This is a genomic window from Catenibacterium sp. GCM10023432, from assembly GCF_042651925.1.
In the GTDB taxonomy this organism is placed as follows: domain Bacteria; phylum Bacillota_I; class Bacilli_A; order Erysipelotrichales; family Coprobacillaceae; genus Catenibacterium; species Catenibacterium mitsuoka.
Genome location: NZ_JBHSEB010000002.1, coordinates 22,143 through 48,486, shown reverse-complemented (window position 1 = coordinate 48,486; position 26,344 = coordinate 22,143). Strand labels below are relative to the sequence as shown.

The 26,344-nt window shown below is 34.7% G+C and carries 30 protein-coding genes, 1 tRNA gene and 1 other annotated feature; of the genes, 25 read left to right on the top strand and 6 right to left on the bottom strand.

The window, feature by feature from the left end:
• Window positions 1–52: 52 nt before the first annotated feature.
• Genes ACFOZZ_RS01075 through ACFOZZ_RS01055 form a run of 5 tightly spaced genes read left to right on the top strand, consistent with a single transcriptional unit; the run spans window position 53 to window position 3,776 of the window.
• On the top strand, window positions 53–994 hold the full coding sequence (locus ACFOZZ_RS01075) for an Ig-like domain-containing protein (RefSeq protein WP_055233483.1): 942 nt from the start codon (window positions 53–55) through the stop codon (window positions 992–994).
• A gap of 53 nt (window positions 995–1,047) precedes the next feature.
• On the top strand, window positions 1,048–1,953 hold the full coding sequence (locus ACFOZZ_RS01070) for a hypothetical protein (RefSeq protein WP_055233482.1): 906 nt from the start codon (window positions 1,048–1,050) through the stop codon (window positions 1,951–1,953).
• A gap of 28 nt (window positions 1,954–1,981) precedes the next feature.
• Window positions 1,982–2,764: an SDR family NAD(P)-dependent oxidoreductase gene (locus tag ACFOZZ_RS01065; protein ID WP_278860503.1), complete on the top strand. Its 783-nt coding sequence runs from the start codon at window positions 1,982–1,984 to the stop codon at window positions 2,762–2,764.
• On the top strand, window positions 2,761–3,237 hold the full coding sequence (locus ACFOZZ_RS01060) for a DNA-deoxyinosine glycosylase (RefSeq protein ID WP_006505532.1): 477 nt from the start codon (window positions 2,761–2,763) through the stop codon (window positions 3,235–3,237). Before ACFOZZ_RS01065 ends, ACFOZZ_RS01060 begins: the two co-directional genes overlap by 4 nt.
• A gap of 44 nt (window positions 3,238–3,281) precedes the next feature.
• A complete protein-coding gene (locus ACFOZZ_RS01055) occupies window positions 3,282–3,776 on the top strand; it encodes a COG2426 family protein (RefSeq protein WP_022425509.1) in 495 nt (164 codons plus the stop codon).
• A gap of 7 nt (window positions 3,777–3,783) precedes the next feature.
• On the opposite strand, the gene ACFOZZ_RS01050 is transcribed toward ACFOZZ_RS01055, so the two are convergent.
• Together ACFOZZ_RS01050 and ACFOZZ_RS01045 are read right to left on the bottom strand one after the other, a co-directional pair.
• Window positions 3,784–3,927, bottom strand: coding sequence for a hypothetical protein (locus ACFOZZ_RS01050; RefSeq protein ID WP_158546305.1), 144 nt, complete (start codon window positions 3,925–3,927; stop codon window positions 3,784–3,786).
• A 73-nt stretch (window positions 3,928–4,000) separates the two neighbouring features.
• Window positions 4,001–5,380 (bottom strand): ISNCY family transposase, encoded by a 1,380-nt coding sequence (locus ACFOZZ_RS01045; RefSeq protein ID WP_376814522.1) that lies wholly within the window; start codon window positions 5,378–5,380, stop codon window positions 4,001–4,003.
• An 831-nt stretch (window positions 5,381–6,211) separates the two neighbouring features.
• Between ACFOZZ_RS01045 and ACFOZZ_RS01040 the strand changes: the two genes are divergently transcribed.
• The 3 genes from ACFOZZ_RS01040 to ACFOZZ_RS01030 all read left to right on the top strand — a co-directional run bounded on the left by ACFOZZ_RS01040 (window position 6,212) and on the right by ACFOZZ_RS01030 (window position 10,147).
• Window positions 6,212–7,210 (top strand): RNA-guided endonuclease InsQ/TnpB family protein, encoded by a 999-nt coding sequence (locus ACFOZZ_RS01040; RefSeq protein ID WP_376814516.1) that lies wholly within the window; start codon window positions 6,212–6,214, stop codon window positions 7,208–7,210.
• 44 nt (window positions 7,211–7,254) lie between these two features.
• Window positions 7,255–7,374, top strand: a complete 120-nt coding sequence (locus ACFOZZ_RS01035) for a zinc ribbon domain-containing protein (RefSeq protein ID WP_376814521.1) — start codon at window positions 7,255–7,257, stop codon at window positions 7,372–7,374.
• 193 nt (window positions 7,375–7,567) lie between these two features.
• Window positions 7,568–10,147, top strand: coding sequence for a cation-translocating P-type ATPase (locus tag ACFOZZ_RS01030; protein ID WP_279147262.1), 2,580 nt, complete (start codon window positions 7,568–7,570; stop codon window positions 10,145–10,147).
• Window positions 10,148–10,325: 178 nt separating this feature from the next.
• Here ACFOZZ_RS01030 and ACFOZZ_RS01025 read toward each other — a convergent pair whose 3' ends face one another.
• Window positions 10,326–10,688, bottom strand: a complete 363-nt coding sequence (locus ACFOZZ_RS01025; protein ID WP_278780524.1) for a metal-dependent transcriptional regulator — start codon at window positions 10,686–10,688, stop codon at window positions 10,326–10,328.
• A gap of 163 nt (window positions 10,689–10,851) precedes the next feature.
• Between ACFOZZ_RS01025 and ACFOZZ_RS01020 the strand changes: the two genes are divergently transcribed.
• From ACFOZZ_RS01020 to ACFOZZ_RS00995, 6 genes are all read left to right on the top strand, one after another.
• Window positions 10,852–11,061 (top strand): FeoA family protein, encoded by a 210-nt coding sequence (locus ACFOZZ_RS01020; RefSeq protein ID WP_006505528.1) that lies wholly within the window; start codon window positions 10,852–10,854, stop codon window positions 11,059–11,061.
• 12 nt (window positions 11,062–11,073) lie between these two features.
• Window positions 11,074–11,295 (top strand): FeoA family protein, encoded by a 222-nt coding sequence (locus ACFOZZ_RS01015; protein ID WP_022425513.1) that lies wholly within the window; start codon window positions 11,074–11,076, stop codon window positions 11,293–11,295.
• A 2-nt stretch (window positions 11,296–11,297) separates the two neighbouring features.
• Window positions 11,298–13,421 (top strand): ferrous iron transport protein B, encoded by a 2,124-nt coding sequence (gene feoB / locus ACFOZZ_RS01010; protein ID WP_376814515.1) that lies wholly within the window; start codon window positions 11,298–11,300, stop codon window positions 13,419–13,421.
• Between the two features lie 6 nt (window positions 13,422–13,427).
• The gene (locus ACFOZZ_RS01005; RefSeq protein ID WP_376814514.1) at window positions 13,428–13,775 is read left to right on the top strand and encodes a heavy-metal-associated domain-containing protein; all 348 of its coding nucleotides are present in this window, start codon (window positions 13,428–13,430) and stop codon (window positions 13,773–13,775) included.
• A 29-nt stretch (window positions 13,776–13,804) separates the two neighbouring features.
• Complete coding sequence (locus ACFOZZ_RS01000; RefSeq protein ID WP_329966940.1) at window positions 13,805–13,996, top strand: FeoB-associated Cys-rich membrane protein; 192 nt, start codon at window positions 13,805–13,807, stop codon at window positions 13,994–13,996.
• A gap of 102 nt (window positions 13,997–14,098) precedes the next feature.
• On the top strand, window positions 14,099–14,215 hold the full coding sequence (locus ACFOZZ_RS00995; RefSeq protein WP_022425517.1) for a rubredoxin-like domain-containing protein: 117 nt from the start codon (window positions 14,099–14,101) through the stop codon (window positions 14,213–14,215).
• A gap of 70 nt (window positions 14,216–14,285) precedes the next feature.
• Here the strand turns inward: ACFOZZ_RS00995 and ACFOZZ_RS00990 are convergent, their stop codons facing one another.
• Entirely contained in the window at window positions 14,286–14,507 is a 222-nt protein-coding gene (locus ACFOZZ_RS00990) for a hypothetical protein (protein ID WP_100054592.1), read from the bottom strand.
• A gap of 57 nt (window positions 14,508–14,564) precedes the next feature.
• Complete coding sequence (locus tag ACFOZZ_RS00985) at window positions 14,565–14,996, bottom strand: hypothetical protein (RefSeq protein ID WP_376814513.1); 432 nt, start codon at window positions 14,994–14,996, stop codon at window positions 14,565–14,567.
• A 274-nt stretch (window positions 14,997–15,270) separates the two neighbouring features.
• On the opposite strand from ACFOZZ_RS00985, the gene ACFOZZ_RS00980 reads away from it, so the two are divergent.
• From ACFOZZ_RS00980 to ACFOZZ_RS00930, 11 genes are all read left to right on the top strand, one after another.
• On the top strand, window positions 15,271–16,311 hold the full coding sequence (locus ACFOZZ_RS00980) for a transposase-like zinc-binding domain-containing protein (RefSeq protein ID WP_376814512.1): 1,041 nt from the start codon (window positions 15,271–15,273) through the stop codon (window positions 16,309–16,311).
• Between the two features lie 157 nt (window positions 16,312–16,468).
• Window positions 16,469–16,897 (top strand): hypothetical protein, encoded by a 429-nt coding sequence (locus tag ACFOZZ_RS00975; RefSeq protein WP_270469047.1) that lies wholly within the window; start codon window positions 16,469–16,471, stop codon window positions 16,895–16,897.
• Between the two features lie 98 nt (window positions 16,898–16,995).
• Window positions 16,996–17,201 (top strand) — a binding site (T-box leader).
• Window positions 17,202–17,317: 116 nt separating this feature from the next.
• Entirely contained in the window at window positions 17,318–18,541 is a 1,224-nt protein-coding gene (locus tag ACFOZZ_RS00970; protein WP_006506230.1) for an argininosuccinate synthase, read from the top strand.
• Between the two features lie 11 nt (window positions 18,542–18,552).
• Complete coding sequence (gene argH / locus ACFOZZ_RS00965; protein ID WP_055233248.1) at window positions 18,553–19,935, top strand: argininosuccinate lyase; 1,383 nt, start codon at window positions 18,553–18,555, stop codon at window positions 19,933–19,935.
• A complete protein-coding gene (gene argC / locus ACFOZZ_RS00960) occupies window positions 19,928–20,956 on the top strand; it encodes an N-acetyl-gamma-glutamyl-phosphate reductase (RefSeq protein WP_055233250.1) in 1,029 nt (342 codons plus the stop codon). Before argH ends, argC begins: the two co-directional genes overlap by 8 nt.
• A 10-nt stretch (window positions 20,957–20,966) precedes the next feature.
• Window positions 20,967–22,181, top strand: a complete 1,215-nt coding sequence (gene argJ / locus ACFOZZ_RS00955; protein WP_055233247.1) for a bifunctional glutamate N-acetyltransferase/amino-acid acetyltransferase ArgJ — start codon at window positions 20,967–20,969, stop codon at window positions 22,179–22,181.
• Complete coding sequence (gene argB, locus ACFOZZ_RS00950; RefSeq protein ID WP_376814511.1) at window positions 22,181–23,035, top strand: acetylglutamate kinase; 855 nt, start codon at window positions 22,181–22,183, stop codon at window positions 23,033–23,035. The genes argJ and argB overlap by 1 nt, the downstream gene beginning before the upstream one ends.
• A gap of 71 nt (window positions 23,036–23,106) precedes the next feature.
• The gene (locus tag ACFOZZ_RS00945) at window positions 23,107–24,000 is read left to right on the top strand and encodes an N-acetylmuramoyl-L-alanine amidase (protein ID WP_279068099.1); all 894 of its coding nucleotides are present in this window, start codon (window positions 23,107–23,109) and stop codon (window positions 23,998–24,000) included.
• Window positions 24,001–24,118: 118 nt separating this feature from the next.
• Entirely contained in the window at window positions 24,119–24,958 is an 840-nt protein-coding gene (locus ACFOZZ_RS00940; RefSeq protein ID WP_331900065.1) for a tRNA 2-thiocytidine biosynthesis TtcA family protein, read from the top strand.
• Window positions 24,958–25,641 carry a tRNA threonylcarbamoyladenosine dehydratase gene (locus ACFOZZ_RS00935; protein ID WP_006506238.1) on the top strand — a complete coding sequence of 228 codons (684 nt, stop codon included), beginning with the start codon at window positions 24,958–24,960 and terminating at the stop codon, window positions 25,639–25,641. Before ACFOZZ_RS00940 ends, ACFOZZ_RS00935 begins: the two co-directional genes overlap by 1 nt.
• 4 nt (window positions 25,642–25,645) lie before the next feature.
• Window positions 25,646–26,194, top strand: a complete 549-nt coding sequence (locus ACFOZZ_RS00930) for a DJ-1 family glyoxalase III (protein ID WP_006506239.1) — start codon at window positions 25,646–25,648, stop codon at window positions 26,192–26,194.
• 66 nt (window positions 26,195–26,260) lie between these two features.
• Here ACFOZZ_RS00930 and ACFOZZ_RS00925 read toward each other — a convergent pair.
• Window positions 26,261–26,336: transfer RNA gene (locus ACFOZZ_RS00925), tRNA-Glu, on the bottom strand.
• Window positions 26,337–26,344 lie beyond the last annotated feature (8 nt).

Here is a 26,344-nt window from a genome sequence, read left to right as displayed (position 1 = left end):
ATCTTTACTATTATTTGAATTATGCATAAGATAGAGACAAGAGGTGAAATGAATGCGAAAGATACTCATAGTTTTATTGATATCTTTGTTTTTTATAAGCCCAGTTTATGCAGATAATCATGTAGTCAATGTAAGTTATGATGGTGAAGTAACAACGGCTTCTGGAACAGCACCATCACTTCCACTCAAGGCAAGGATTACTTTCTATGATGGGAGTGAGAAGGATTATAATATCGACTGGAATACATATGATGAAAGCTTATATAAGACAAGAAATGCAAGTCAATTTACTGTCACAGGTTCTATTTCAGACTTGCAGCTTACTACAAATTGTATAGTGAATGTAGAAGCAGCTAAAATAACGCATATCGATGAATTGTCTAATAAGACAGTGATTATAGGAAGTGCACTTTCTTTGCCTGCAACAGCTTCTGTGACTTGGTCTAATGGAGATCATACAAATGAAGTGATTAAATGGGATAACTATGATGGAAATGCATTGAAGTATGTGCATACTTTTTCATTAAAGGGCTATGTGTATAACAGTACAATTATACAGACGGTTCATGTGAAGGATGCATCTGTTACAAGTGTGAGTGTTCCTGCAGTTGTTTCTACTACAGCGGGTGTAGAAGCAGAATTACCACAATATGCGACAGTTAGATATTCCAATAAAACAAGTAAGAAAGTAAAAATCATCTGGGATAATCAAGTTTTTAATGAACCAGGTAAATATACAGTTTATGGGAAACTGTCTCATTCTACACATAAGGTATCTATTCGTGTAGAAGTAAAGAAAAATGAAGACAATACACAAACACCAGAACAGAAACAACCTGTAAAAAAGACAAAGAAAAAGAAGAAGGTTCAAAAAGAAGAGAAGTCATCGTTCTCTTATGTGATGGCTTTAGCTGTATTTATGGCTTTTGTATTTGGGTTTATTACATTAATTTCTTTTATTAAAAGAAAGATTAGAATTCAAGAGAATCGTTAAGGATTCTCTTTCTATTTTTATTTATATAGTAAGCGCTTGCCGGAGGGTAGGATATGAATGAAATAAGGGGTGTTAGAAAAAAGAATGTGATGAAGATTATTCAATCATTAGTGAAACAAGGTGGTTGTACTAAGAATGAATTAGTATTCTATACAGGTTTATCTTTGTCTACGATTGATAGTCTTTTAGAAGAAATGTTGAAAAGTAATCGAGTGATTAAGGCAGGCTATAGAGAATCAACAGGTGGAAGACCAAGTATGTCTTATAAGGTGAATGGAGATTTTTCACAGACTTTATGTATTTATGCATATAAGCATGATAAGACAATAACAATTATAGGACGTCTTTATAATCTTTATAGTGAGATGATGGAAGAAAAGAGAAGGGATATACCTAAGTTAGATTGTGATGTATTGTGTTCTTTTATAGATGAGATGTTGAATGAACAGGTGCATACAATATGCCTCTCTTTACCTGATTGTGATATAGATATAAAGCATCGTTATAAACAACGAGTATTTGTAAAGAATGATGTGTATATGGGAGTTATAGGCGCTTATATTAAGCATATACAGTATGATTCTATAGTCTTATTAGATTCAAAAATCAATTCACGTTTAGGAATAGTGGTACATGGTCATCTTGTAGAAGGAAAGAGTTCTATTGCTGGACAGATTCGTTATATGCCTTTGATAGAAAATAAGAATAGACGTTCTATGAAAGGCAGAAGCCAATTACTCGTCATAGAACTACAGAATATTATTGGTATGTTGAATCCTGAAGCCATTATGATATGTGCTCAAGGTATTGATCAACATTATGTAGAAGAAGAATTATTAAAGATCTTTAAAATGAATGATATGCCACACTTGATATATATTGATGATTTTATTGATGAGGTCATGTTAGGTATGGAGAGTATAAGTAAAGACAGTTTATTTGACAATCTGTCAAGATAAAGTATGATGGTAGAAAGGGGTGAAATAGATGTCACAAACAGTATTGATTACAGGTGCTTCTAATGGAATAGGGAAAGCTTGTGCACGTGTGTTTGCGAGAAAAGGTTATGATCTTGTACTTGTTGCACGTCATAGAGAAAAACTAGAAGCAGTAAAAGCAGAATTATCAGAATATGATGTAAATGTTAAAGTGGTTGCGATGGATCTTACAGGAGAAGATGCTGCTGTAGATTTATATAATAACTTAGTTCTTGATGATATAAGTATTGATATTCTAGTAAATAATGCAGGTTTTGGAGATCATGGTGCATTCCATGATTCATCGTGGGAAAAACAGAAGAAGATGGTTTTATTGAATATAATGGCTTTAATGCAGATGACTTATGTATTTGGTCAGTCAATGAAATTGAGAAAGAAAGGCCGTATATTGAATGTGGCTTCTATTGCAGGACTTTGTGCAGGACCTTATATGTCTACCTATTATGCAACGAAAGCTTTTGTATTGTCTTTTAGTGAATCCATTGCGTATGAGTTAAAGGATTATAATGTAGAAGTATCATGTTTATGTCCTGGTCCTACTAAAACAGGATTTATGGATGTAGCTAACTTAGGCCAGTCTCCGATGTTTAAATTATTTAAACCACAGTCTGCAGAAGCAGTGGCTGAAATAGGCATTCAAGGATTGTTTGATAATCGTTTAGTTCAGTTTACTGGTTTATCAGGACACTTATTAAATCTTGTAGCAAGACTCTTACCACGTTCATTTTTGAGCTCATGTACAGGATTTGTGAATGGAAAGAGAAAAGTATGATTGAACATCCATTAGAACCAATCATAGATGAACAATGTGAAGTATTGATACTAGGGAGTTTCCCTTCAGTTAAATCAAGGGAAATTTCTTTCTATTATGGACATCCTCAAAATAGATTCTGGAAGATTATTGGTACTATCACACAAACAGACTATGAAACAATAGAAGATAAGAAAAAGATGTTACTGGAACATCATATTGCGATATGGGATATTATCCACTCATGTACGATTATAGGAAGCAGTGATGCCTCTATTAAGGATGTTGTACCCAACGATATTAAGACATTAATACAAGGTACAAATATCAAGAGGATATATTGTAATGGAGGCACATCATTAAAACTTTATAAGAAATATCAGGAAAAAGAAACAGGAATCAAAGCGATACTCTTACCTTCCTCTTCTCCTGCCAATGCCCGTTATCGATTATGTGATTTAGTTGATATATGGAAGAAGAAATTGACTTTATAAAATCCTTTATGTATGATTAATCATGTTAATCAAGGAGGATAAATATGGAATCAATCGCATTATGGTTTGCAGGAACATTAGGTAAATACATTTCATCTAAGCTTGCAGTATTTATTGTATCTTTAGTTCCTATTCTTGAATGTCGTGGAGGATTAATTGCATCGGCATTACTAAAAGTAGATATTCGTTATGCAGTTCCTCTATGTATTCTAGGAAATATCTTACCAATTCCATTTATTTTATTATTTATTAAACGTATATTTAAATGGCTTAAGAAGTTTAACTTCTCTAGACCATTAATTGAAAAACTAGAAAACCGTGCTATGAATAAGAGTAAGAATATGAGTAATGGCGAATTCTTAGGACTCTTATTATTTGTAGGAATCCCATTACCAGGTACTGGTGCATGGACAGGTTCTTTAGTGGCTGCATTACTTGATATGGACTTCAAGAAGGCTATTACAGCTATCTTCTTAGGTATCTTACTTGCAACACTTATTGTTGGTTCATTATCATATGGCTTATTAGCTGCCTTTTAAAGAGAGACTAGTCATCTCTCTTTTTATATTCCTCTAATATTTCCTGCATCTTCACTAATCCTCTTTCGCAGTTTGGATGAAGTAGATCACAGCTTCTTGCACATCCTAAACAGAATTCATTTTCTAATAGTTTCAGTTCTTCTTCTTTCATAATCTTCACCTCAAGGTATTATAAGAATAACTTTCTTTGATGTCAATCGAAACTGATAATGTCTCAAAAATAATCAAACAGTAGCACCATAACGTTGCTTTTGTTTTGCAGCATAATTCGCAAAGCTGGCTTTTCTCCATGGATGATCCATTGGAGGAATATACTTTTCCTTTTCTTTCTTAGGTGCCTCCTTAGGAGCATCAAATTCCTTTGATACTAGTTCATGTTCAGCTACTTCTTCCATCAGATAAAGATTATCAGTGATATTTGCCAGAAGCTGTCCATCAAATGTCTCTATGACCATGCAGCTAGTCTTTCCTGCAAAAAATATTCTGTCTCCATTTTCGGTCACAGGAAAATAGAATTTACTCTGGAATCTAATGCAGTGGCCACTATCAATGGTTCTAGTTGAAAGTATTGCAAGAGTATGATTGATTTTCTCCATAGATGGTTGCTTCTCATATACCGATTTGATACTATTAAGGCGTAGAGTGAACTGATTATTGTATTTTTTTATGTAGGAGTTTAAAAATACATTAGCGTCCTCTATGTTGGTAATATGAGCGTGCCTTAGTTCGACTGGTAATCGTGACTGGAGTGTCTGGTTGAGTCTTTCGACTCTGCCTTTTGCTTGGGGTACGCTCGTAGTTTTTATTTCAATTCCCAGATTATGACAGGCATAAGAGAACTGAGTGAATGTATCCTCAGCATCTGAAGGCTTGTCTTTTCTTTTATATTCAAATACAGTGCGTCTGTCCGTATAAAACATTGCAGGAATGCCATGATTAATAAGAATCTGATAAAGAACCTCATAATACCCTTTAAGTGTCTCCTGACGGTCAAAGTAGGCTCCTACAACCTTTCCGTCTGCATCATCAATCGCAACATGCAGATGCCACACTTCTCCTTCAATCCAGTGGAATGATGATGCATCCATCTGTATCATCTCACCCGCATACTTCGATCTAGGACGTCTAGGATGTGCATCCTGTTCATCAAGTATATTGATTGCTTCCTTTATCTCATTCTTCACCTTTTCTGAAGCGGTGTCATTCATTCTGTCCTTAAGTTTTTTCTTCAATGCTTTCTTTGTTTTTCTTCTGGCCTTTGGAGAAAGTACATCTTCAGCTCTCATCCAGTTGTTGAGAGTAGTATCACTTATCCTTATACCGAAGTCACTTTCTACAATTTCACAGAAGTGAGTGAAGTTTGCATCAGAGAAATCATTGATATAAAGAGAGATGATCTTATTCTTTATGTCCAAAGGAACTGCAGAAGCAGGCAGTCTTCTACGGTTGCCATGCACGAAACCCTTCTTTCCCTGCTCCTTATATTTAATGATAAGTCTATTGATAGTTCTTACAGTACAGCCAAGTCTAGTAGCTGCTCTCTTCTTATTTCCGTTTGTTTCTATAAGCTTCTTGATTATTTCGTACTTATTCTGCTCATTCATTCTCAATTCAACCTTTCTCATAATAACCTCCCTCGGAGGCTATAGTTTAACACGGCAAGTTGATACATTATCACATTAAAATCAGAGGTATTATAAGAATAACTTTCTTTGATTGACAAGCGATATGAATTTGGTAGAATGAAATTAATTAAAGGGGAGTAGCTCTTACAGAACCGTTCGTCAACACGTTATGTTTTACATAACCGGATTGTTTTGGTCATTTATGATCAGCGAGACCTTTAATAAAACGATTGTTTTTATTAAAGGAGGAAAATATAAGCAACTAAAGATATTGACTGTTGTGATTAAATGTGTACAAATCTGCTCAAAGAAGAGCGTTAAAATGAACACATTAAATATCACAAATCGTAAACCAACAGATTTTATTGACTTTTAGGCGTATCTGTTAAGATATTATAACGTTGAGATAGAAAAGGAACTTTAAAGGCAAACCGAACCTAAACTAATAGGCATTATTATACTTATAATCAGCATTTACTAAATCAAGTTACATTTTTAAGATAGTCTTGTGATGCAAAAGAATTATTGTAGACCAATGTATTGAAGATTATGGAAAGCGTGTAACGATTTATTAGATAAAGTAATGGAAAAAATCAAAACTATAATTTGAATACCCACAGACCACAGCTTAGTGAAAATTAAATTTTATAAACGTCGATTAATAAGCGTTCATGAAGCAGAACTGAATACATGAATTTTCCATCTGTTCTATAATTAGATTAGAAATCAGATGGAGGACTCATGTGGGATATTGTTTCAATACTCCATTTGTTCTCATCCAGGCTGAAGTATTAAAAAAGATAGAAAGGGATGAGGACATTGCTGAAGAGCTTCAAGACGGAAATAAATCCAACAGAGGAGCAGAAAGTCAAGATTCGTAAAACAATAGGTACTTGCAGATTTATCTATAGCCTCCATCTTGCTCATAATAAGGAGCTTCATGAAAGAGGCAAAAAGTTTATGAGCAGCAGCCAGTTTAGAGTATGGCTCAACAATGAGTATCTTCCTAGTTATCCAGAATATTCCTGGATCAAGGAAGCTTATTCAAAATCGGTAACACAGGCAGTAGATAACGGACAGACCGCATTTGAAAACTTCTTTAATCACAAGAGCGCCTTTCTAAAATTCAAGAAGAAAGGCAGATCTGATGTGAAGATGTATTTTGTGAGGAATAATCCAAAAGATTGCCTTTGCGAAAGACACAGAATCAAGATTCTGTCACTTGGCTGGGTCCGCATCAAAGAGAAAGGGCATATTCCCACAACAAAAGATGGATACGTAATTAAGAGCGGTCATGTCTCAATAAAAGCTGACAGATACTATGTTTCAGTTCTTATAGAAATCAAGAATAAAAGGATAGCAAGTCATTCCAGTGAAGGAATTGGCATTGACCTTGGATTAAAGGACTTTGCGATTGTCTCTAATGGAAAGACTTATAAGAACATCAATAAATCTGCAAAATTAAAGAAACTTGAAAAAAAGCTTATTCGAGAACAGAGAAGTCTTTCTCGAAAGTATGAAAATCTAAAGAAAGGAGAGTCCACTCAAAAAAGAAATATACAGAAACAAAGGCTTAAGATACAGAAGCTTCATCATAAAATCGACAATATTCGTACTGATTACATCAATAAGATAATCGCAGAGATAGTGAAAACCAAGCCATCTTATATAACGATTGAAGGTCTAAACGTATCAGGAATGATGAAGAACAGACATCTTTCAAAGGCAGTTATTTTGCAGAAGTTTTATGAATTTAAACAAAGCTTGAAGCTAAATGCAAAGAGAATGGAATTGAACTTTGAGTTGTAGATAGATGGTTCCCATCATCTAAGACATGTCATTGCTGTAAAAGCATCAAGAAAGATTTAAAGCTTTCAGATAGAATTTTTGAATGTGATTGTGGCTATATCGAAGACAGAGATTTCAATGCTGCACTTAATTTGAAAGATGCTACGATCTACGAAGTTGCATAAATGAACGCAAACGTAGGTATGTGCCGAAGGCTACTTTGGGAATTAACGACTATGGAGTGTACATGAACTTGTGAGTAGATATGATTTCGGTCAATCGAAAGCATACACAATAAAATAGTAAGTAATGTTCGTGAGAACTTACATTATCTCGATGTGAGTATATTCAATCACATTTTGAGTGGCAGGAATACAAATGTATAAAAAAACAATTGAAGAAGTAGTAAACTCTTTAGATACAAATATAGAAGAAGGACTCACTTCTTCTGAAGTAAATAAGAGACAAGGCATATATGGTACCAATGAACTAGAAAAGCCACAGAAAAGGTCTCTTCTTTTACGTTTTCTAGATCAGTTTAAGGATGCAATGATTATTATTCTAATTATTGCAGCAGTGATATCTATTATTGTAGAACCAGGAGACTGGATTGATTCTCTTATTATCGTAATCGTAGTAATGATGAATGCGATTCTAGGCGTTGTATTAGAGAGTCATGCAGAAAAGAGTCTTGAATCATTACAGGAATTATCTGCACCACAATCTAAGGTATTAAGAGATGGTGTGAAACAGACTATTGCTTCTAAGGAATTAGTGCCTGGTGATATTATTATTCTTGAAACAGGGGATATGATTCCTAGTGATGCACGTTTAATTGAAGCTTATAACTTAAAGGTGGATGAATCTGCCTTAACAGGTGAATCTGTTCCTGTAGAAAAGACAACTGATCCTATTAGTCAGGATGTTGTGATTGGGGACCAGACAAATATGGTCTTCTCTTCTACAGTAGTCACTTATGGTCGTGGTAAGGCAATAGTTACATCTACTGGTATGAAGAATGAAGTAGGTAAGATTGCTGGCATGTTGAATGCGAGTGAAAAGGAATTAACACCTTTACAGGTCAAATTAAATGAGATAGGTAAAACAATTGGATTACTTTGTATTGTAATCTGTGTGATTGTATTTATTCTTGAATCATTGAGCGGTATTAGCTGGTTAGAATCATTTGAGACAGCTGTTGCCTTAGCTGTTGCAGCTGTACCTGAAGGTCTTGCAGCTACTGTTACTATTGTCTTAGCTGTCAGCGTGACTAAGATGGTTAAACAGCATGCCATAATTCGTAAACTACCTGCAGTAGAAACATTAGGTAGTACTTCTATTGTATGTTCTGATAAGACAGGCACATTAACACAAAATAAGATGACTATCTTAAAGACTTGCTTAGATGGTGAAGAAGTGAAAGACTTAGGAGATGCAGATTCTAAAACTATTGATATGTTGAATGCATTTACTCTATGTTCTGATGCTTCTATTGATGATGGTAAGGTACTTGGTGATCCTACTGAAGTTGCACTCGTAGAAGCAAGTAAAAAGATGAACTTTGAAAAGAAAGCACTCATGGAAAAGTATCCACGTGTAGGAGAATTAGCTTTTGATTCTGATCGTAAGATGATGAGTGTTATTCTTAAGGATGGAGATCATTATGTGTCTATTACTAAAGGTGGACCTGATGTGATCTTAAGTAGATGTCGTAATGTAGATAGTGATCAGGCGATGGCTGCCAATGATGAAATGGCTAAAGACGCTTTAAGAGTCTTAGCTGTGGCAGTAAAGAAATATGATACAATGCCTACTAACATTACAGTAGAAGAAATAGAAAATGATATGGACTTTATTGGGTTTGTAGGTATGATTGACCCAGCTCGTCCAGAAGCAAAAGAAGCCATTAGAGTTGCTAAGCATGCAGGTGTGCGCACTATTATGATCACTGGTGACCATAAGACAACAGCGACTGCTATTGCGAAGGATTTAGGTATTTTAAGTGAGGGACAGGAAGTTATTTCTGGTGAAGAATTATCTCAGATGTCTCAGGAAGAATTAGAAAAGAATGTAGAAAAATATAGTGTTTATGCACGTGTGGCTCCTGAACATAAAGTAAATATCGTCAAAGCATGGAAATCAAAGAATAAAATTGTTGCTATGACAGGGGATGGTGTTAATGATGCACCAGCCTTAAAGACTGCAGATATTGGCTGTGCTATGGGTATTACAGGTACAGATGTAGCGAAGAATGCTGCTACTATGATCCTAACAGATGACAACTTTGCGACTATTATTCAGTCTATTAAACAGGGTCGTGGTATTTTTGATAATATCCAGAAGGATGTACAGTTCTTATTATCAAGTAATATTGGTGAAGTACTTGCAATCTTCTTAGCTTCTATTATTGCGTTAATTAATCCTTCATGGGGATTTGGTGTTCCACTATTACCTATTCATTTATTATGGATTAACCTAATCACAGATGCTTTACCAGCCTTTGCGATTGGTTTAGAACCAGTTGAAGATGATATCATGGATAGAAAACCAAGAGAAAAGGATGAAGGTTTCTTTGCGAATGGTTTAATGGTGAAAGTCATCTGGCAGGGTGTTATGGTAGGTTTACTTACTTTAGCATCTTATTCAATTGGTCAGTATTTCAGTAATCATGAATATGCGATGACTATGGCCTTTATTACTATGTCAGGCGCTGAATTATGTCATGCTTTTAACGTAAAGAGTCATCATTCAGTATTTAATAAACAGGTATTCAACAATAAGTATTTATGGGGTGCAACAGCTTTAGGTCTTATATTACAGTTAGCCATCATCTTTACACCTCTTTCTCATTTATTTAGTTTAGTGCCTCTTAATCCATCTCATTTCGCGATTGCAGCATTACTTGCATTCTCAGTTATCCCAATCGTAGAAATCTCTAAACGTTTCAATAAACGTTAACACCTGCTTTGCAGGTGTTTTTTTTGCTATTTCTATTGCATTTATCTCATATGAGTAGTATCATTAAGTTAGTAAAGGCTAACCCTTTACTAAACATAACATATCCTTTCATATTCTCAGTTCCTTAAAACAGAGGAAATAAAAAATCACAGGACAGCACACACCTGTGATTTTTTATTTAAATCTTATCTTTGAAATATGTTTTTAAAGCTTCAAAAGTTTCTGGTGAAATATAATGTTCGATACGACAAGCATCCTGTGAAGCAGTTGATTCACTAACACCAATATGAATTAAGATATTTCTTAATTCAGTATGTCTTTCAAATATCATATTCGCAATCTTAGCACCAGCGTCTGTTAATGTAATGGCACCACCTTCATCCATGTTGACGAGTTCCTTCTCTTTTAATCTTTTCATCTGTTGTGAAATAGTAGGTTTAGAGAAATTCATTTCACGGGCGATATCAATGGAACGCACATGTCCTTTCTTCTTTTGAATAACTAATATAGTTTCTAAGTACATTTCTGTTGACTCACTCATCTTATTCACCTCATTTCCATCATTATAGCATAAAAATTCAAATAATGAAAAAGTTAGGCTTTACTAACATTTTTGTTGACATATAAAAACAGTAAGGCTATACTAACATCGAAGTTAGAAAAGACTAATTAGTTTAGTCTAATCATCTAAGGAGGCGGATTATATGCCAATTAGTATGGCAAATCCTGGAGATACAGTCATTATTAGACGTATTACAGGAACTGATAAAGTAAAGAATCATCTTGCAGAATTAGGTTTTGTGGTAGATGGAGAAGTAACTATTATCAGTAAAGTGGATAACGGAATTATTTGTAATGTGAAAGGTAGTAGGATTGCGCTTTCTGAACAGATGGCCAATCGTATATTATTTTGAGGGAGGAGTAACATGAACTTAAAAGATGTAAAAGTGGGCGAAACAGTAACTATTAAAAAAGTAACTGGTACAGGTCCAGTAAAAAGAAGAATTATGGATATGGGTTTAACTAAAGGACAGAGTGTTTATGTAAGGAAAGTTGCACCTTTAGGAGATCCAGTAGAAATTACAGTACGTGGTTATGAATTATCTTTGCGTAAAGCAGATGCGCAGATGATTGAAGTGGAGGAATAGTTATGAAGATAGCGTTAGCGGGTAACCCTAACTCTGGTAAAACAACGTTATTTAATGCACTGACAGGGAGTACTCAGTATGTTGGTAACTGGCCAGGGGTTACAGTTGAAAAGAAAGATGGGAAACTAAAAGGTCATAAAGATGTGACTATCCAGGATTTACCTGGTATTTATTCATTATCTCCTTATACACTTGAAGAAGTTGTTACAAGAAGATATTTAATTAATGAAACACCTGATGCAATCATTAATATCATTGATGGAACTAACCTAGAAAGAAACCTATATTTAACAACTCAGTTAGCTGAATTAGGTATTCCAATGGTTTTAGCTGTCAATATGTATGATATCATAGAAAAGAAGGGTGATAAGATTGACTTAGATCAGTTAGGTCAGTTATTTGGTTGTAAAGCAGTCACTTTATCTGCATTAAAGAATAAAGGAACTCAGGAAGTTGCTGAAGAAGCAATTAAACTTGCACATAACCATAAAGCATCAGAACATCCTCATGTATTTGTTGGTTCAGTAGAGCATGCTTTAGCACATATTGAAGAATCTATTGAAGATAGAGTAGATGCATCTAAGTTAAGATGGTTTGCGGTTAAGGTATTTGAAAGAGATGAAAAGGTATTGGCTGAACTTAAATTAGATCAGGTAGTATTAAATGAAATCGAAGGTCATATTGCGGATTGTGAAAAAGAAATGGATGATGATTCAGAATCTATTATCACAAACCAGAGATATACATTTATTAAGAATTCTATTAACAAGGTTCTTACAAAGAAGAATCCCCATCAGACATTATCTACATCAGATCAGATTGATAAGATTGTGACTAACAGATTCTTGGCTTTACCACTCTTTGTATTAATTATGTGGTTTGTTTATTTTATCTCAGTATCTACAGTAGGTGACTGGATGACTAGCTGGGTGAATGATGTATTATTTACTGAAATCATTCCACCTGCAGTAGAAACTTTCCTTAAATCAATTGGTTGTGCAGCTCCATTAATCAGCTTAATCAATGATGGTATTATCGCTGGTGTTGGTACAGTATTAGGTTTCGTACCACAGATGGCACTTATCTTCTTATTCTTAGCTATTCTTGAAGATTCAGGATATATGGCAAGAATTGCATTCATTATGGATAGACTATTACGTAAATTCGGTTTATCTGGTAAATCATTTATCCCTATCTTAATTGGTACAGGATGTGGTGTTCCAGCCGTTATGGGTACACGTACTATTGAAAATGAAGCAGATAGAAGAATGACTATTCTATTATGTACATTTATTCCTTGTGGTGCGAAGACTGTTATTATTGGTATGATCAGTTCAGCATTCTTTCCAGGTAACACTTGGATTGCGCCAGCAATGTATTTCTTAAGTATTTTAGTTATTATCTTATCAGGTATCGCATTAAAGAAGACTCGTTTCTTTGCCGGTGATCCAGCACCATTCGTAATGGAATTACCAGCATATCATCTTCCTACTTTTAAGGGTGTATTCATCCATGTATGGGAACGTGCAAAAGCATTCATGCTTAAAGCAGGAACTATTATCTTTAGTATTTGTATCGTTGTATGGTTATTATCTACATTTAACTTCTCATTCCAGATGGTCGAAATTGAAAACTCAATGTTAGCATCTATTGGTCATCTATTTGCAGTATTGTTCGCACCAGTAGGTATTGAAAACTGGAAAGGTTCAGTAGCTGTTATTTCAGCATTAGCTGCTAAGGAACAGGCTATTTCTACTATCTCTATCTTGAATCACATGGGTGATGCAGATTCAGGTGCTAAGGCAATTCATGCTATGGTGAATACTTTCTCTGCAATGGGTGGCTTCTCATTCATGATCTTGAACTTATTCGATCCACCATGCTTTGCCGCTATTGGAGTAATCATGAGAGAAATGGGTTCTAAGTTCTGGGGATGGTTTGCAGTATTATACCAGATGGTATTAGGTTATGTATTAGCTATGATCACTTATCAGTTAGGTTCATGGTTATTCTATGGTGCACCATTCGGATTAGGTCAGATTTTATCAATCGTATGTGTTCTAGTAATGATCTACTTCATTGTAAGACCAGCACCTAAACCAGAATTAAAGACACAGAGAGCCTAATCAATTATGGGTAACATCATAGTTGTGGCTATTGTTGTTGTGTTGCTCATTATAGGTGCTCTTCACTACAAGAAGACTTTGCAGTCTGACTGTTGTGGGGAACATGATCAAATAAAGAAAATAGGTACGGGGGATAAAGATAAAAATCTTTATCCCTATCGTACTACTCTTCATATTGACGATATGTTCTGCAAGAACTGTGCAGCAACAATAGAAAACGCATTTAATCAACATAAAGAATATCTAGCATCAGTAAACATGAATAAGAAAGAAATCACTATTCTTTCTATGAATCAACCTGATCTAGAAATATATCAACAGATGATCATCAAACTTGGTTATACACCAAGATAATTGTATAATAGAAGCGAGGAGGAGATATTATGGGTACAATTATAGTAAGTATTTTATTAGTTATCTGGATTTGTCTTGTCCTTAGAACTATATATAAAAATAAGAAAAAAGGCATAGGTGTCTGTGGACATAATTGTAATACATGTGGCACAAATAATCTATGTCATGCTGATCTCTATAAAATGTATCGTAAAGAGATGCGTAAAGAAGGACACGTTTAGTGTACTTCTTTTTTTAGTTTGAGCATATTTATTGAATTATATCTCAAAAGTACTATAGTATAAGTAGTAATAATTACTATATACTAAAGGAGGTATTATAATATGAAATGGGTATGTAAAGTATGTGGATATGTGTATGAAGGTGATGAATTACCTGAAGATTATGTATGTCCACTATGTGGTGTAGGACCAGAAGAATTTGAAAAAGTAGAAGAATAATATAATTATTCTTCAAAGTAAAAAAGGCTGTAACGTTTAAGGTTATCTATTCGTTACAGCCTTTAATAATTTAAAAGAGTTCTTTTGCTCTCATACGTTTCAACTCAACATGTGTATTCTTCTTATGTCTGCAATAGAAGTAAATACCTAGCCTGACTACTCCCACGGACAAGCCCGTGGGGTTCTGATTGCCAAGTGTAGCTTGTAATCGTACATCATTTTCAGACTTTGAAGTTACAAGTGTAAATCTATTTGAATCAGAACTTTCATTACCAAGCAGTCCAGCGACCACATTGACGGTAAATTTCTACTTTCGTAGGGAAGTATAATCAATCTCCCTGAATATGTTTTACGCTATCTTAATTCCGCTATTTGATACCTTGATCTCGTTAGCCTTAATCCATTCGATTAGGTCTTTTTCTTTGCTGTAACACTTATCAAATTCAGAAATGCATTTGTTTTTATCTATATCTTTGGTTCTGTAATCGTAACAGTGTAATAAGAATGATGAATACCAGTCTCTTTGTACTTCAGTACCATCTTGCAGCTTATACATTCGGTCAGATAATCTCTTTTTAATATAGTCATCAACAGTATGATCATATTGACTTGATCTGTAATCATTAGATACTTCAATATATATACCGCCTGATAACTTGAATTTCTGTTCTAGAGCAGCTTGAAACCCAGAAGGACATCTATTCTTTATGGATCTGCCAGAACGCTTTTTCCTATTAAACTTGACTTTACTATTGACCGTAGTTTCTTTGGCTCGTCTCATAAGCCTGCCTGCATTTTTGGGTTCTGTGATAAATACATCTCCAAGACTTCTTAAATGGTTAGCGTCTTCATTTATTGCAAGCTGTCTGTTTATGGCATTGATGCGACATAATTCAGAATGTTTTTCTTTTAATTTTTCGCTAAGTTCATGAAAAGTGTTGCTACTAGATCATTAAGTTTAGCTTAACGCCTATTTTTCTACTTTATAGCCGCCTAACTCAAATCATCATTTCTCGAATAGTTGTAAAATGATCTTAAAAGGTCAGGTGAGTGCTATGATAACTGAAAACCAGGTAAAAAACTATTTAAGATCTAAGGATAAGGATTATGTAAATAAACTTATCGAATCATTATATGAACAGGATGATGAAGACGTTGATCTATCTCATAAGGCATGCCCTATATGTGGTTCAGTTCATTTCAAGAAGAATGGAAAAGATAAGAACGGACATCAGAGATATATCTGTCTTGACTGTCACAGGTCTTTTAGTGATAGAACCAACACCTTATTCTACTGGTCTCATTTTACTTTGGACCAGTGGTTTCACTTCATTGAACTGGAATTATATAAAATGCCTCTAGAGGGTGAGGCTCAAGTCTTGGGGACAAGCAAGACAACCTGCTTCTATATGCGTCATAAACTTTATCATGCAGCCTCTGAAATCATGGGTCATCAGAAATTATTCTACAAAGTTGAAATAGATACACAGTATAAAAGTATAAACCTAAAGGGAACACGTCCTCAAAATATGCCTAGATACTCAAAGAAAAGAGGTAAACAGGCTGCATATAGAGGAATACCTCATCACAAGGTTGCTATTGTCTGTGCTACAGATGAAAATGATCATATGATGATGCAGGTATCAGGTCTTGGAAGTGAGTCATTCGATAAATATAAAGCGAATAAAGACTACTTTAAGGATGTGGAAGAGTTCATATCAGATTCAAAGGCGAGCATACAACAGTTTGCCAACTATCTTGAAGCAGTAAACAATAAGATAAAGACATCTCCTTTAGAGAAGAGATATCTTACTGATGATGGTAAATCATTAGGAACTGTCAATGAGATGATGACAGAAGTAAGCTCAATGATACAGACAACAAGAGGCGTTGGAACCAGATACATACAAGGTTATCTAGATTTCCTGCTTCTTAAGAAGCAGGCTAAGTATACATTCAAGAGAAAGGAAATGGCATCTGAGATTCTAAGAATGATGATGGATACTGAGGCTTTCAGTAATGAAATGGTAAGAGCTACACCTATGCCTATTTCACTCAAGGAAGCATATTACGAATCGTTATGGTATTTTTGCTGAATAAGATAACCTAAAGCAACAATTTACTTAAAAAGAGCGAATAAAAATAAAAACACTACTAATTTTTTAATGAATATGTAAGTGTTGTGTATTTTGATTAGGTTTGATTTATTTAGTTGTTTGATATGATATAGTAGTGTGGAATGGAGAGGTGAATATGAAGAAAATATTAATTTTATTAGTGACAATGATGTTATGTGCCTGCTCACCTGCAGAACCTATGCCACTCAAAGACAGCTTTGGACAGTACAAACAGGAGAAAATCGTATATGCAAATAAGAAGAATTACATAAAGAAGAAGGACGCTTATAATGCGTATCTTGTTTATGAAATCAATAAAGATACATGTACATTTGAAAGTGATTTAAAGTATCAGAATATCCAGTATAAGAAGGTTGAACTTTCAAAAGATGAGAAAGAAAAAGTTCCTGAAGCACTCATCAAATACAACCTTTATGAAGGTGAAAAACAGTTAGGTATTGCAGTTTACTTAGGTGAAGAAACTGTTTATATTTCTAGCTATGATCAATATGATGGCAGTCCTGTATATATTGCGAAAATGAAAAAAATCACAAAGAAGAGTTAAAATTTACGAAAAACAGAAAGTAAACAATTTTGTTTATATTTAAAGAAAAATTATTGACAAAGTAAAAAAGTGATTGTATTATAAGCCCAAGTCAAATAAACAAATCGATGAACGAGAAGAGTATCTTACAATCACCTACAGCGAGATGACATAGAGTGGAAGGTCATCAGGAAGATATAAGAGAAACGCACTCGGGAGAGTCTGTTGGAATTGAGTATAACAGAACGTGAATCTGCGTTAATGAAGAGGTGGTTTGTATGATACAAGCAACTAGAGTGGTACCGCGTTTATATACGTCTCTGGATTAATCCAGAGGCGTTTTTTGTTTATTAAAGGGGTGTTTGATATGAAGGAACGACGATTTAGTTAAGTAGTGGGGCATTAAAATAAAACATCAAACATTTAAAGGAGAAGAAAATTATGGAAAAGAAAACATTTAAGAAAGTTGTATTAGCTTATAGTGGAGGATTAGATACTTCAATTATTATTTCTTGGTTGAAGGAAAATTATGGTTGTGAAGTTATTGCAGTCGCTGCTGATGTGGGACAGGGTGCTGGAGAACTTGATGGTCTTGATGAAAAGGCTGCAAAGACAGGTGCTTCTAAATATATTTGTGTAGATTGTAAACCTGAATTTGTTAAGGATTTCTGTTTTGAAGCAGTTAAAGCCAATGCATTATATGAAGGTAAGTATATGTTAGGTACTTCTCTTGCAAGACCAATTATTGCGAAGAAGTTAGTAGATATCGCTTTAGAAGAAGGTGCAGATGCAATCTGTCATGGATGTACTGGTAAAGGTAATGACCAGGTAAGATTTGAATTAGCTATTAAAGCATTCGCACCAGATATGCCTATTATAGCTCCTTGGAGAGAATGGGATATTAAATCAAGAGAAGAAGAAATCGAATATGCTGAAGCAAGAAAGATTCCTCTAAAGATCAATAGAGAAACAAACTACTCTAAAGATAAGAACTTATGGCATTTATCTCATGAAGGTTTAGATCTTGAAGATCCAGCTAATGAACCTAAGTATGATGAAATCCTAGAAATGGGTGTTTCACCAGAAAAAGCACCAGATGTTCCAACATATATCACTTTAACTTTTGAAAAGGGTGAAGCTGTAGCATTAAATGGTGAAAAACTTGAACCAGTAGAAATGTTAGCTAAGTTAAATGAAATCGGTGGTGCGAACGGTGTTGGTATCGCAGATATGGTTGAAAACAGACTTGTTGGTATGAAGTCAAGAGGTGTATATGAAACACCAGGTGGAACTATTTTATATGCAGCACATCAGAACCTAGAAGAAATTACTGTAGATAAAGAAACACAGCATTTCAAACAGCAGGTAAGCTTAAAGCTTGCTGATAATATCTATAACGGTCAGTGGTATACACCTCTTACTGAAGCATTACTTGCATTCGTAGATAAGACTCAGGAAAACGTAAATGGTGATGTTAAACTTAAATTATATAAGGGGAATATCGTAGGTGCTGGTGTAACATCTCCTGATACATTACATGATTTACAGACAGCATCATTTGATGAAGATGATGATTATGATCAGTATGATGCTAAAGGATTCATCACATTATACGGTTTACCAATCAAGGTAAAAGCTAAGTTAGATCAGAAGAAAAAGAAATAGGAGTTTAAGATATGGTATTGTGGAAAGGTAGATTTTCTAAAGAATTGAATCATGAAGTCAATGCATTCAATTCATCTCTTTCATTCGATCATCGTATGTATAAGCAGGATATCAGAGGATCTCTTGCTCATGCAAAGATGTTATGTAAACAGAGTATTATTGAAGAGAAAGATTATGAAGAGATTGTAGAAGGTTTAAATGCAATTTTAAAAGAGATTGAAGAGGGTACACTCCTCTTTGATCCTGAAGCTGAAGATATTCATATGTTTGTGGAAAGTGAACTCACAAAGCGTTATCCAGTGGCTGGTAAAAAACTACATACAGGACGTTCTAGAAATGATCAGGTTGCATTAGATCTTCGTTTATATGCACATGATGAAATTCTAGAAATCAAGAAAATGTTAGTGAACCTGATTCATACATTAACAGGTTTAGCTGAACATAACCTTGATACAATCATGCCAGGATATACACACTTACAAAGAGCACAGCCTATTACTTTTGCACATCATTTAATGGCTTATGCATCAATGTTCTTAAGAGATATTGATCGTTTAGAAGATGTTGATAAGAGACTTTATGTATCACCTCTAGGAAGTGGTGCACTTGCAACAACAACTTATCCATTAGATAGACCATTTGTGGCAGAAGAATTAGGTATGTATGATATTATGTATAACTCTTTAGATGGTGTGAGTGATCGTGATTATGCGATTGAGTTATCAAGTGCCTTAGCCACAATCATGATGCATTTATCAAGATTCTCAGAAGAAGTGATTCTATGGTGTTCATGGGAATTCAAATTCATTGATCTTGATGATGCCTATGCAACAGGTTCTTCTATTATGCCTCAGAAGAAGAATCCAGATATTGCAGAATTAGTAAGAGGTAAGAGTGCAAGAGTCATTGGTGATGTGAATACATTACTTACAATGATGAAGGGACTCCCTCTTGCTTACAATAAAGACATGCAGGAAGATAAAGAAGCTTTATTTGATGCAATTGATGAAGTCAAGCTTTGTCTTCCAGTCTTTACAGATATGATGGCAACTATTACTGTTCATAAAGATAAGATGAGAGATGCTGCTGCAAGAGGATTTATTAATGCAACAGATTGTGCAGATTATCTCACTAAGAAGGGTATGCCATTTAGAGATGCTTATAAGATTACTGGGGAACTTGTAAGATACTGTATTGAACATGGAGAAACATTAGAAACACTTCCTCTAGATGTTTATACAGGTTATACAGATATGTTTGGTGAAGATGTTTATCAGGCTATTTCATTAGAAACATGTCTTAACAACAGAGCAGTTGTTGGTGGACCTTCTCCTAAAATTGAGATGGAGAATATTCATAGAATCAATCAGAAAGTGAGTGGATATTGTGATTAAAGCAGGTATTATTGGTGCAAGTGGTTATGCAGGATGTGAACTATTAAGAATCTTATTAATGCATCCTGAAGCAGAAGTAACAGCTATTTCTTCACATAGCTATACTGGTAAGAAGATTTATGATCTTTATCCTAACTTCTATCAGGTATGTGATTTAGAGTTTATTGAGGATACAGAAGTCATTGAGAAAGCAGATATTATTTTTGCATCTCTTCCTCATGGCTTATCTGAAAAGTATGCCAAGACATGTGTAGAAAAGGGTAAGAAGTTTATTGATTTAGGGGCTGACTTCAGACTTGATAAAGAAGAAGATTATCAGAAATGGTATGGTTTAGATTATAACTTACCAGAACTTCATAAGAATCAGGTATATGGTTTACCTGAAGTCAATAGAGATAAGATCAAGGATGCCTCTATCATTGGAAATCCTGGTTGTTATCCTACAACTATTACTTTAGGCCTCTATCCTTTATTAAAGAATAAGCTCAATGTATCACAGAAGATTATTATTGATTCAGCATCAGGTACAACAGGTGCTGGTAAGAACTTAAGTGATGGTATGCATTTTCCAAGATGTAATGAATCGTTCCATCCTTATAAAGTAGGTGTACATAGACATACACCAGAAATTGAGCAGGAATTAAGTAAGATGAATGAAAAAGATGTACATATCACATTTGTCCCTCATTTGCTTCCTGTAGACCGTGGTATTGTTTCTACTATTTATGTTCCTGTAGATAAGTCTCTAGAAGAAATCTATGAAACATATGTAGAGGCTTATAAGGATGAACAGTTTGTGAGAGTATTACCTCTTGGACAGGTCGCAGACTTAAAGTTTGTGAAAGCATCTAACTATTGTGATATTTCATTACATATGGATGAACGTGATCATACATTAATTGTAGTGTCTACAATTGATAATATGGTGAAAGGTTCTGCTGGTCAGGCAGTACAGAATATGAATATTATGTATGGACTCGATGAGAACACAGGTTTAAATCTTGTTGCTCCATCATTTTAAGGAGGATGTTATGAAAGATATACTTGGTGGTGTATGTGCACCAATAGGATTTAGTGCAAATGGTATTCATGCAGGAATGAGAAAGAATAAATCTAAGAAGGATTTATCTCTTATTGTGAGTGAAGAGTTATGTACAGCAGCTGCAACATATACACAAAATAAAGTAAAAGGTGCTCCTTTGATAGTTACAAAGCAGCATTTAAAGAATGGTCGTGCAAGAGCTATTATCTGTAACTCAGGTAATGCGAATACATGTAATTCAAATGGTATTGAGCTTGCAAATGAAGTATGTGCTTTAGCTGCAAAGGAATTAGGTTTAAAGGAAGATGATATTATTGTCGCTTCTACTGGTGTTATTGGTCAGCCTATGTCTATTGATCCTTTTAAAGATCATATGAAAGAACTTGTAAAAGGGTTAAATGTAGATGGGTCTCATGATGCATGTTATGGAATCATGACAACTGATACACAGCCTAAAGAATATGCAGTAGAGTTTAAACTAGGTAATGCTAAATGTCATATTGGGGCTATCGCAAAGGGCTCTGGTATGATTCATCCAAATATGGCAACAATGCTTGCTTTTGTAACAAGTGATGTAGCTATTTCTAAAGAATGTCTAGAAGCAATGGTACATGAAGTTGTAGATGATACATTTAATATGGTCAGTGTTGATGGGGATACATCTACTAATGATATGTTATGTGTATTATCAAATGGTATGGCACAGAATAATAAGATTGTCTTGAAGGATCAGTCTTATAATATTATGAAGGATGCGTTATATCATATTTGTGAACAATTATCTCGTGGTATTGCGAAAGATGGTGAAGGAGCAACTAAACTTCTTACATGTAATGTCAAGAATGCGAAGACATTACAGGATGCCAAGATTGTTGCAAAGAGTGTAATCACTTCTACTTTATTTAAAGCAGCGATGTTTGGTAGAGATGCGAATTGGGGTCGTATCTTATGTGCTATTGGTTATTCTGATGCTGATTTAGACATCAACAAAGTATCCGTGACATTAGCTTCATCTGCAGGAGATATTCATGTTTGTGAGAAGGGCATGGGTGTTATCTTTGATGAAGACAAAGCATTAAAGGTCTTATCTGAAGATGAGATTGATATCAATATTGATTTAAATGATGGTATGTGGGATGCAACAGCATGGGGCTGTGATCTTACTTATGATTATGTGAAGATTAATGGGGAATATAGAACATAATGGAAGAAAGAGAAATATATCGAGCAAAAATCTTATCTGAAGCTGTTCCTTATTTACAGGAATACAATGGTAAGACAGTAGTAGTAAAATATGGTGGAAATGCGATGATCAATGAAGAATTGATGAACAATGTCATTTCTGATATATGTCTAATGACTTTAGTTGGTATTAATGTGGTATTGGTTCATGGTGGGGGCCCTGAAATCAATAAGGCATTAAAACGTTCTGGTATAGAATCAAAGTTTATTGATGGGTTGCGTTATACTGATGAAGAAACAATTGATATTGTCCAGGAAGTATTAGCCGGTAAAGTCAATAAAAATCTTGTAAAGCTGATTATGAATGGGGGAGGCCGTGCAGTAGGTCTTTGTGGTATTGATAATAAGTTATTAGAGGCGAAGAAGATTAAAGACGAATTAGGTTATGTAGGCACTGTTACACAGGTGAACAATGAAATCATTAAGAATGCAATCAAGAGTGGATATATTCCAGTTATTGCATCTATCGCAATGGATGATGAAGGTAATAGCTATAATGTGAATGCAGATTATGCAGCAGCAGCTATTGCGGATAGTCTAGAAGCAGAAAACTTGATTGTAGTTAGTGATATCCCTGGTTTATTAAGAGATCCTCATGATGAAAAGACATTGATTCCAGAGGTATCTATCCAGGATGTAGAAAACTTAAAAGCAGAAGGTATTATTGCAGGAGGTATGATTCCTAAAGTGGATTGTATTACTCATGCATTAAAAGGTAATATGTCAAAAGCAGTCATTATTGATGGTCGTATTCCACATTCTATTCTTATTGAAATATTATCTAAGGATGGTAGTGGGACACTATTCACAAGATAACAGAGTTACATCTGTTATCTTTTTTTTACGTCTAAAATAGTATATTATTAAAGATAAGGAAGGGTAAGACGATGAAAAGATTATTATGCTTATTATTATGTAGTATATTGTTTGTGGCATGTGGTACTACGAAAGAGACAAAAAAGAAAGATACGGCAGTAGTAGAGAAACAAAAGAAAAAGGAAGAGGAAGCTAAGAAGTTAGAGGAACAAAAGAAAAAGGAAGAAGAAGCTAAGAAACTAGAAGAACAGAAAAAAATAGAGGAACAGAAGAAAGCTGAGGAAGCTAAAAAACAGGAAGAATTAAAAAGACAACAGGCATCTGTTGCAACAAATAATAATGTGGTAGCCATTGATGCAGGACATCAAGCAAGAGGTAATTCACAATTGGAACCGATTGGTCCTGGTGCTTCAACACAAAAGGCTAAGGTCGCAGGAGGGGCAACAGGTACTGCGACACGTATTCCTGAATACCAGACAACGCTTAATGTGAGTTTGAAACTAAGAAATGTATTACAGTCTAGAGGGTATAAGGTTGTTATGATCCGTACAACCAATGATGTAAATATTTCTAATAGAGAAAGAGCTGAAATGGCTAATAATGCAGGAGCAGGTGCTTTTATTAGATTACATTGTGATGGTATCGATAATAGCAGTGTGACTGGTGCAAGTGTACAGGAACCAGCTAATGGAAATCCTTATATGAGTGCAGGTAATGTGTCTGCTTCACAATCTTTAGGAAGAACAGTACTTAATCATTATTGCAGTACTACAGGTATTAGAAATAGAGGAATGGCTGCACGTAATGACTTAAGTGGAATCAACTGGTGTAAGACACCTGTCTGCTTACTTGAGATGGGATTCATTTCTAATGGTGATGAAGATAGAAAGTTAAACAACAGTGATTTCCAGCAGAAAATTGCGGAAGGTATTGCGAATGGTATTGATGCGTATTTTGGTCGATAATAATTGCATTTATGCCTATTAAATGTTTATAATGTTTTTTGATAAGGTTATCCTTAGAGGATAACCTTGAATTTTAGAGTATATTCCTATTGGTTTAGTAGGGACAAGAGGTGAAATAATGGATAACATAAAAGCGATAGAACGTAGTATTATTACAAATTTTAGAAAACCTTTATGGCGTAGATTTATTAAGGGTATTCAGGATTATGAACTCATTGAACCTGGTGATAAGATTGCGGTATGTATTTCAGGTGGGAAGGATTCAATGCTTCTTGCAAAGCTATTACAGGAATTACAGAGACATGGTAAGTTTCATTTTGATTTAGAGTTCATCTGTATGGATCCAGGCTATAATCCTGCCAATAGAAAATTGATTGAAGAGAATGCGGAAAAGCTAGGTATTCCTATTCAGTTCTATGAGTCAGATATATTCAATGTCGTACATGGAATAGAAAAGAATCCTTGTTATTTATGTGCAAGAATGCGTAGAGGGTTCTTATATAATAGAGCACAGGAATTAGGATGTAATAAGATTGCGTTAGGCCATCATTATTCTGATGTAATAGAAACAATATTAATGGGTATGATGTATGGGGCTCAGGTCCAGACTATGATGCCTAAACTTCATAGTAAGAACTTTAAAGGTATGGAATTAATTCGCCCTATGTATTTGATTCATGAAGAAGATATTATTGCCTGGGCTGAGAAGTTTAATTTAAAGTTCTTACAGTGTGCATGTCGTTTTACAGAAGAATCTGAAGCGCGTGGAGAAATTGAACATACATCTAAACGTGCAGAAACTAAGATGTTGATTAAGAAACTAAGAGAAATCAATCCTAAAGTAGAACAGAATATTTTTAAGAGTGTAGAGAATGTCAATCTTAAAACAATTATTGCCTATACTGACTGGGATGAATCAAAGAAGAGTTTTTTAGATTTCTATAAGGAGCAGGACTAATGGATGATCAGTTTACAAGATTAAGATGGGTGGCAGGTAATGAGTCTATTGATATCATGAAGACTAAACATGTTGCAGTGTTTGGCTGTGGTGGTGTTGGAGGCTATGTCATTGAAGGATTGGTTCGTTCTGGTATAGGAACAATTGATGTATTTGATCATGATACAGTGGATATCACAAATCTCAATAGACAGATAATTGCCTTACATTCTACAGTAGGTAAGAAGAAAGTAGATATTATTAAAGAACGTATGTTAGATATTAATCCAAATTTAAATATAAATACGTTTGATACATTTTATTTACCAGAGAATGCTGATACAATAGATTTATCTCAATATGATTATGTAATTGATGCAATTGATACAGTAACTGCAAAGATAGAATTGATTAAGAGATGTACAGAATTGAATGTACCTATTATCTCTTCTATGGGTACAGGAAATAAGCTTGATCCTTCTCACTTACAGATTACTGATATCTATAAGACAAAGATTGATCCTCTTGCGAAAGTAATGAGAAGAGAATTAAAAGCAAGAAGAATTAAGAAGTGTTTAGTTGCTTATTCAGATGAGATTCCTGCAAAGACAGGACAGAGAACACCAGGTAGTAGTGTATTTGTGCCAGCGAGTGCAGGATTAATGATTGCAGGATATGTGTTTCAATCATTGATAGGAGGATAACAGTATGGCAAAAGTTGCAGTTTTAATGGCAGATGGTTTTGAAGAAGTAGAAGCCTTAGGTGTAGTAGATATCTTAAGACGCGCAGAGGTGGATGTAGACACTGTTTCTATTAAAGAGGAGCAGGTTGTCATTTCTTCTAGAAACATTCCTGTACGTGCCGATAAGACACTTACAGACATGGATTATTATGATATGATTGTGATTCCTGGAGGAGCAGGTGCATGGACCTTAAGAGATGATGATCGTATTATTTCACTCATTAAGAAATATGATCATGAAGAAAGATATATTGCCGCTATATGTGCAGGACCTATGGCTTTAGGTAAAGCAGGTGTAATCACTAATAAGAAAGTCACTTCTTATCCAGGAGAAGAAATAGAAAGCTATTTAAAAGCAGGTAAATATGTTGAAGAAGAAGTGGTTGTAGATGGTCATATTATTACTAGTAGAGGACCAGCTACAGCATTTGCGTTTGCTTATAAGCTTTTAGATGTATTAGGTATTGATTCATCAAGCCTTAAGCATGGAATGTTGTATGATTTATACAGATAGCCTTTGTGCTATCTTTTTTTATTTAGGTATAAAAAAAACGATCCCGAAGGATCGTAGTATTTAATATGGTGACCGGTACGGGATTCGAACCCGTGAATGCATGCGTGAAAGGCATGTGAGTTAACCGTTTCTCCAACCGGCCAGCGGAAT